Genomic DNA, 226 nt, shown 5'->3' with positions numbered 1-226 from the left:
AGATGGAGAAGAAAGATTCATAAACAAATCATTCTATGCGTATAACGAAGCTTCGTTTAATGCAGCAAAAGCAAACGCTGGAGCATTATATAATCCGCAGAATTTTAGAGTAATGGATGGGACAACTAGTGGATGGTTGAAGATTAAAACATGGGAAGGCGACAAGTGGATGAACCTAAACCAAACAGATTCTGGTTCTTCTGGAGTAATTGATTTAGCTTTAAAA

General features: G+C 36.7%; 1 pseudogene. It reads left to right on the top strand.

The features are described 5' to 3' along the window. A pseudogene (locus tag MR167_RS32475) lies at positions 1 to 226 on the top strand (hypothetical protein); the annotation flags it as partial.

Source organism: Bacillus cereus group sp. BfR-BA-01355 (assembly GCF_022663675.1).
Classification (GTDB): Bacteria; Bacillota; Bacilli; order Bacillales; family Bacillaceae_G; genus Bacillus_A; species Bacillus_A thuringiensis_S.
Note: the sequence above shows the minus strand (reverse complement) of the source record. Positions and strands in the feature narration are given on the sequence as shown.